The sequence below is a fragment of the Maledivibacter sp. genome (assembly GCA_025210375.1).
Taxonomy (GTDB): Bacteria; Bacillota; Clostridia; order Peptostreptococcales; family Caminicellaceae; genus JAOASB01.
The window spans coordinates 75,855-82,543 of sequence record JAOASB010000053.1 but is presented as its reverse complement, the minus strand read 5'-3'; the positions used below and the strand labels follow the sequence as shown (position 1 = coordinate 82,543).

Annotated in this window: 9 protein-coding genes, 1 tRNA gene and 1 other annotated feature (1 of these 11 only partly in view); all 10 genes read right to left on the bottom strand. The window is 33.3% G+C overall.

What is annotated here, in order from left to right; genetic code table 11:
- On the bottom strand, nucleotides 1-123 hold a 123-nt coding region (locus tag N4A68_19930; GenBank protein ID MCT4566570.1), incomplete at its 3' end, for a GTP-binding protein.
- Between the two features lie 85 nt (nucleotides 124-208).
- Nucleotides 209-285 (bottom strand) — tRNA-Thr (locus N4A68_19925).
- A 59-nt stretch (nucleotides 286-344) separates the two neighbouring features.
- Entirely contained in the window at nucleotides 345-989 is a 645-nt protein-coding gene (gene sigH, locus N4A68_19920; GenBank protein MCT4566569.1) for an RNA polymerase sporulation sigma factor SigH, read from the bottom strand.
- 103 nt (nucleotides 990-1,092) lie between these two features.
- On the bottom strand, nucleotides 1,093-1,611 hold the full coding sequence (locus tag N4A68_19915; GenBank protein MCT4566568.1) for an NYN domain-containing protein: 519 nt from the start codon (nucleotides 1,609-1,611) through the stop codon (nucleotides 1,093-1,095).
- 15 nt (nucleotides 1,612-1,626) lie between these two features.
- On the bottom strand, nucleotides 1,627-2,364 hold the full coding sequence (gene rlmB / locus N4A68_19910; protein ID MCT4566567.1) for a 23S rRNA (guanosine(2251)-2'-O)-methyltransferase RlmB: 738 nt from the start codon (nucleotides 2,362-2,364) through the stop codon (nucleotides 1,627-1,629).
- 26 nt (nucleotides 2,365-2,390) lie between these two features.
- Nucleotides 2,391-2,756 carry a hypothetical protein gene (locus N4A68_19905; protein MCT4566566.1) on the bottom strand — a complete coding sequence of 122 codons (366 nt, stop codon included), beginning with the start codon at nucleotides 2,754-2,756 and terminating at the stop codon, nucleotides 2,391-2,393.
- Nucleotides 2,757-2,826: 70 nt separating this feature from the next.
- Nucleotides 2,827-3,258: a Mini-ribonuclease 3 gene (locus N4A68_19900; protein ID MCT4566565.1), complete on the bottom strand. Its 432-nt coding sequence runs from the start codon at nucleotides 3,256-3,258 to the stop codon at nucleotides 2,827-2,829.
- A 42-nt stretch (nucleotides 3,259-3,300) separates the two neighbouring features.
- A complete protein-coding gene (locus N4A68_19895; protein MCT4566564.1) occupies nucleotides 3,301-4,122 on the bottom strand; it encodes a CPBP family intramembrane metalloprotease in 822 nt (273 codons plus the stop codon).
- A 276-nt stretch (nucleotides 4,123-4,398) separates the two neighbouring features.
- Nucleotides 4,399-5,793, bottom strand: coding sequence for a cysteine--tRNA ligase (gene cysS, locus N4A68_19890; protein MCT4566563.1), 1,395 nt, complete (start codon nucleotides 5,791-5,793; stop codon nucleotides 4,399-4,401).
- 173 nt (nucleotides 5,794-5,966) lie between these two features.
- Nucleotides 5,967-6,614 (bottom strand): serine O-acetyltransferase, encoded by a 648-nt coding sequence (cysE, locus tag N4A68_19885; GenBank protein ID MCT4566562.1) that lies wholly within the window; start codon nucleotides 6,612-6,614, stop codon nucleotides 5,967-5,969.
- A 53-nt stretch (nucleotides 6,615-6,667) separates the two neighbouring features.
- Nucleotides 6,668-6,689 (bottom strand) — a binding site (T-box leader) (it continues 202 nt past the right edge of the window).

Here is a 6,689-nt window from a genome sequence, read left to right as displayed (position 1 = left end):
TTGGTATCTGTTTTGTAATGTCATTGTGATCGCTGCTGTAAGTGTTGTTTTACCATGGTCTACGTGTCCTATTGTTCCTATGTTTACATGGGGCTTATTTCTTTCAAATTTAGCTTTTGCCATCTCTTTTTTCCTCCTTTTTAAAAAGACTTACCCGAAACTCTTAGTAAACTGTCCCCGGTGTGTCTTAAATATGTAAAATTTATAATGGAGCCCATGAGCGGATTCGAACCGCCGATCTCCGCCTTACCAAGGCGACGCTCTAACCTGCTGAGCCACATGGGCATTTGCCTATAATATTTTACTACTTTTATGTATATAAGTCAATAGTTTTTTTATTTCCTCTAATTTCCTCTTAATTCAAGAAATCTTTCTAGCTTTCTTTTTACTCTTTGTAGAGCATTATCAATGGATTTTACATGCCTGTCCAAATCTTCTGCAATCTCTTGATAGGACTTCCCTTGAAGATAAAACATCAAAACCTGTAATTCTAATTCACTAAGTATTTCTCCTATTTTTGCTTCTATATTGGTTACTTCTTCTCTTGAAATAAGAAGTTCTTCTGGATCAGATATTTTTTTTCCTGACAATACATCCAATAGGGTCCTATCAGATTCTTCATCATATATAGGCTTGTTAAGGGATACGTAGGAATTAAGAGGTATATGCTTTTGCCTAGTGGCAGTTTTAATAGCCGTTATTATCTGTCTAGTTATACATAATTCAGCAAAGGCCCTAAAGGACGATATCTTATCGGGTCTAAAATCTCTAATAGCTTTAAATAGTCCAATCATGCCTTCTTGTATAATATCTTCTCTATCAGCACCTATCAAAAAATATGAACGGGCTTTGGCCCTTACAAAATTCTTATATTTCTTTATTAAATACTCTTGAGCTGCAGGATCTCCCTCTCTAGCACTTTCTACAATTTGCTCGTCGACTAAAGCATCGTATATTTCTATGTCTTCTTTTTGTGCATCAACACCCACAGAATATCTCCTCCTGCCCCTTTAGTATATGTCATTGGCTAAAATCACATGATATTTAAACCATGCTATTATTATATATTAATTTACATAATGTAGTCAAGAATCAACCTTTTCCCTTCCTCCATTTTTCAAGTGTTTTAAGAACTGTATCATCTATACGATCACTTAGGATCATCCTATTTTCCTTCGTTTCTTCCGATCTTTTGTTAATTTTTGTCTTCATTAAATTATATTGCATCTTTAATTCCCGTGGCAGGACACGAATTCCACCGCTACCCAATATTACCTGCTGCTCAGCCCAATCCGATGTAACAACCTTTACTATATTTTTTTTATTTTTTGCAAGTTCCTCTACCTTTTTTTCTATATATGAGTCCGCCGTTTGATTTTTTTTAGTAAATACTATTTCAACATCATTGATTATCTCTCTTTTTACTTTAGTTCCCTTTACTTGATATGCGTCAAATACTATTATTATCTCTGACTTAATATAGGAGCGGTATTCAGTCATTTTGTCTATTAGGGCATTGCGTCCTTCCTCTAAACTTTCCTCACTTATTTTTTTAAGTTCAGACCATGCATTTATTATGTTATAGCCATCAATTATTAAAAATTCTTTCAATTCTAATTCACCCTATCAACATTCCCTTTGTCTTAAAACCTCATACATAAGAATAGAGGCAGCGACAGAAGCATTTAGGGAACTTACCTGACCCTTCATAGGAAGTTTTACTAAAAAATCACATTTTTCTTTAACCAATCTACTAATTCCCTTCCCTTCATTTCCAATTACCAAGGCAATATTTCCCTTTAAGTCACTATCATAATGGAGACTTTCTCCATCCATATCGGCACCTATAATCCATATACCTTTTTCCTTTAAATAGTCAATGGTTCTTGATAGGTTTGTCACCTTTGAAACGGGAACATATTCTATGGCTCCAGCAGAGGTTTTTGCTACTGTAGCCGTTAACCCTACCGACCTTCTTTTAGGTATAATAACTCCATGGGCCCCACAGGCATTTGCAGTCCTAATAACAGAACCTAGATTATGGGGGTCAGTTATTTCATCTAATATTATCAAAAATATATCCTCATTCTTTTCCTTAGCAGCTTCAATAATTTCTTCTATTTCATAGTATTTATAGGCAGCTACATAAGCAATTACTCCTTGATGTACACCACCATCAGATATTTGATTCAGCTTATTTTTATCAACGTATTGTATAGGAATTTTCTTTTCCTTGGCAATACCTACTATCTTTTTTATAGATCCTTCAAGATTACCCTTTGACACAATTATTTTATCTATCTCCCTTTCAGCCCTTAGGGCTTCTATTACGGGATTACGTCCCTGAATTATATTATTATCCACTAAAAACACCTCTTTCTAGCTATTAATTACTTTCTACTCAATACCTTATCTTCTCCATAGGGTAGAAAGTGAAATAAATATTTTCTTATCTTGGCCTTATATTTCCCTTCTATTTCAAAGCTTTCATATCCATTATCATTTCCACTTTTTACTTCTATTATAGATACGCCCTTATCCTCTATTTTCTTAACACTCACAACCCTAAAGCTAGCTAAATTATTATCGTATAAATATCCTTTGTATTTTTCGTCTGCAAGTCTCTCAACATATTGTTTAAATATTTCTTCATCCTTTGTAACGGAATGATACTCATCTAAATAAAAGGATTTAAGCATCAAAGCCCCTAGTAGTACTATTACAGCAAGCAAATAAATTTTTTCTCTTTTATTCATATCTATACCTCACTTTATTAGTTCCTAGCTATAAGTTCCCAGTTCCAAGATTCGGGTCATTAGAATCTACCTAAATTTCCTCTTTTTCTATTATATCTATTGCTTTGTTTATGATTTCTTCTAGCCTTTTTGTTTTGCCTAAAAGGTATAAATATCCAAGCAAGCATTCAAAGCCTGTAGCATATTTATAGTCTGTAATACTGGCATTTTTAGCTACGCTGCCGGATTTCTGATTCCTTCCCCTTTTAATCATTTTCCATTCCTCTTCTGTTAATTCCCCTTCTATGGCATGTACAATTTTTGCTTGGGCAGCCGCCTTAACAAATTTAGTGGAAAGCTTATGTAGTTCATTAACCTTTACTTTATATTTATGCACTATATATGTTCTGACGTATATTTCATATAATGCATCTCCAATATAAGCAAATACAAGAGGAGACACAGTTTGAAGCTCCCCCTGCTTCATTACATTTAAATTAAATGATCCCAAAAATTCTTCCATTCTTTTACCCGCCTTTTTAAAACTTTTTCGTTACAAATGCTTCTATACATCGGATACTGACAATTCCAATACATCTTCTCTAGCATTAAAAAATCTATAGGACACTATCAATAATATTATTCCTAAAACAAACTGAGCCATACTAAACTCTAATACTGTATCGGTCACATTATCGGAAACAACCATAAAAGAAATAAATCCTAGAAAATTATTTGCAAAATGTCCAAACATACATAGAAGCAAAGAATTTGTTTTAATATATATAAAACCCAGTATTAAACCTATAAAAAATGCATTAACTCCTTGATGAAGATTAGCATGTATTAATCCAAATATCACTGCTGAAACTACTATAGATACCCCCATATTATATCTTTTTGATAGCTTCTCTAAAATAATTCCACGATATATAAGTTCCTCAAAGACTGGAGCAGTAACACAAAGACTCATAAAGGCTATAACAGGGTCTATAAGTATTTTATCAAAGGCCTCAACAACCCACTTGCTAACTTCAATTTTTTCAATTAGTATTCCAATGGTATTTGAAAATATCAATAAATGAGCGCCTAAAAAAAGTAATACACATAAGCATTCCTTAATGCTAGGCTTGTATTTAACCTTAAATTTAAATTCTTGATTTCTACGGAATATCTTAACAAATATAAAAATAATAACAATATTGATAAGTATATCGCTGGCAACATTTATATATAAGAGTATTTTAGAAAAACCAAGCTCTAAAAGGATTACATTAATGACTTGAAAAGGAATAGATAAAATGATTTGAAGCAAAAAAATCATAGCTGCGATACCCAAAGCTCTTAATATTGAAATTCCCTTTTTCTGCATAATATCTTCTTCCACTATGCCTCACCCCTTTGTTAGTCACAAGTTTTTTAGTCATTCTATTAAAATCAGTTTTAAAATTACATAAATATATTTTACAATATAAATAACTATAATCCCATTATTATTTTTTATTATAGCATTTCATATATACTTATTCATTAGAACTTGCCAATATTATATTCTCGTAACATTTATAACCCCTAAAATAAAACACAGAGAATAGGATTGAGTATAGATATTCCAAGTAAATCTTAATCTATATATTATATTCTCTGTGCTTTTACAAATTTATTACACTCTCTTCCACTTAACTCCCTGGGGTGTATCTTCTAATATAATTCCTCCAGCCTTCAAATCATCTCTTATCTTATCGGCTAATGCAAAATCCCTGTCTTTCCTTGCTTTTTGCCTTTCCTCTATTAACCTTGAAATTTCTTCATCAAGAATTTCCTTTTCTTTATTAACTATACCTAGTACCTTTGTAAGCTCTTCAAATAGTTCTAAGCTCTTTTGGATAAGCTCCTTAGAGGCTGTTGCATCTACATTTGTATTTATTCCCTTAACCAGTTCAAATATAGCTGCAATACCATCAGCTGTATTGAGATCGTCATCCATAGTATATATAAATTTTTCCTTGTATTTTAACAGATCATTAAATACTTTATTTTCTTCTTCCTTCATGGTTTGCTCACTTGCATTTTGTATTAAGTGTTCAAGATTTTCCTTTGAATTATAAAGCCTATCCAAGGCATTTTTTGCTTGCTGCATCAATTCTCTACTAAAGTTTATGGGATTTCTATAGTGGGCTGATAATAAGAAGAACCTTATGACCTCTGGATCAAATTCACTTACTATATCTCTTACTGTAAAGAAATTGCCCTTAGATTTTGACATTTTTTCGTTATTTATAGTTATATATCCATTGTGTACCCAATATCTAGCAAAGGGCTTTCCTGTATAGGCTTCACTTTGAGCTATCTCATTTTCATGGTGGGGAAAAATCAAGTCCTGTCCCCCGGCATGTATATCTATGGTTTCCCCTAAATACTTTGTAGACATTACAGAACACTCTATATGCCATCCTGGTCTACCCTTGCCCCAAGGACTATCCCATCCCGGTTCACCGGGCTTTTGTTTTTTCCACAGGGCAAAATCAGTAGGATGCTTTTTGATTTCATTTACTTCGATCCTTGCCCCAGATTCAAGCTCTTCTATACTTTGCTTAGAAAGCTTTCCATATTCATCAAACTTAGAAGTATTATAGTAAACATCTCCATCCACTTCGTAGGCATACCCTTTTTCAATAAGTGTATTGATGAATTCAACTATCTCCCCTATGTTTTCAGTAACCTTTGGATGTATGTCTGCTCTTTTGATTCCTATTGTATCTGCGTCCTTAAAATATTCGTTTATATATTTTTCGCTGATATCCTTAGCACTTACTCCTTCTTCATTTGCCTTCTTTATTATCTTATCATCTACATCTGTAAAGTTTTGAACGTAGGTTACTTTATATCCCATATATTCTAAATATCTTCTTAATGTATCAAAAACTGTGAAGGGTCTAGCATTTCCAATGTGAAAATAGTTATAAACCGTCGGTCCACAAACATACATCTTTACTTCGCCTTCAATAATGGGTACAAACTCCTCTTTTTTTCTAGTCAAGGTATTAAATAGCTTCATTTTTCCTTCCCCTTTCATTGTTAGAGATAAACAACCTTAAGGTTTGCTAGGTTTTCAAATATAGAGAGTTTAGGGTGAATCTTAATTTATACATGTACAAATACTCAGTGCTTCTAGGCATTTTGAATATGTATAAGTTAAAGTTTTGACTGGAATCTCTATATTAATGTTGTTTATCTATTAATCAGTTCTTCTTCAAGTTTCACTATTCTTTTTCTTAGGCATTCTAATTCCTGGGCTATAGGGTCGGGCAGCTTCACTTGGTCAAGATCCGCAGTGGATTTTTCATTTTCATCCACCTTTATGTTATCCTTTATGACAACCCTTCCAGGTACACCTACAACAGTACAGTTTGGCGGTACTTCCTTCAAAACCACAGACCCCGATCCTATTTTTGAATCATCTCCTACCTTAAAGGGGCCCAATATTTTTGCTCCAGAAGCAATAACAACATTATTTCCTATAGTAGGATGTCTTTTACCAGTTTCTTTTCCTGTACCCCCAAGGGTAACCTCTTGATAAATCGTCACATCATCTCCTATTTCTGCTGTTTCACCTATAACCACACCCATTCCATGGTCAATAAATAATCTTTTCCCAATCTTTGCACCGGGATGAATCTCTATTCCCGTAAAAAATCTATTCAACTGCGAGATAACCCTCGCTATAACAATCAATTGTTTTCTATAGAAAAAATGAGCTACTCTATGGAAAAATATTGCATGGACACTTGGATAGCATAATATTACTTCAAATCTACTTCTTGTGGCAGGGTCTCTTTCAATAACAGAATCAAGATACTCGGCCATTGCTTTAAACATCATTTTCTCCTCCCTTTCCCATAACATAAATAAAAACCCCATCTCTAAAAATATTCAGAGACGGGGTCTATCCGC

Excerpts from the sequence above, each read along its gene's own strand:
- N4A68_19900 (MCT4566565.1), bottom strand. The coding sequence starts at position 3,258 with ATGGAAGAATTTTTGGGATCATTTAATTTAAATGTAATGAAGCAGGGG.
- N4A68_19905 (MCT4566566.1), bottom strand. The coding sequence starts at position 2,756 with ATGAATAAAAGAGAAAAAATTTATTTGCTTGCTGTAATAGTACTACTA.
- cysE (MCT4566562.1), bottom strand. The coding sequence starts at position 6,614 with ATGTTTAAAGCAATGGCCGAGTATCTTGATTCTGTTATTGAAAGAGAC.
- cysS (MCT4566563.1), bottom strand. The coding sequence starts at position 5,793 with ATGAAGCTATTTAATACCTTGACTAGAAAAAAAGAGGAGTTTGTACCC.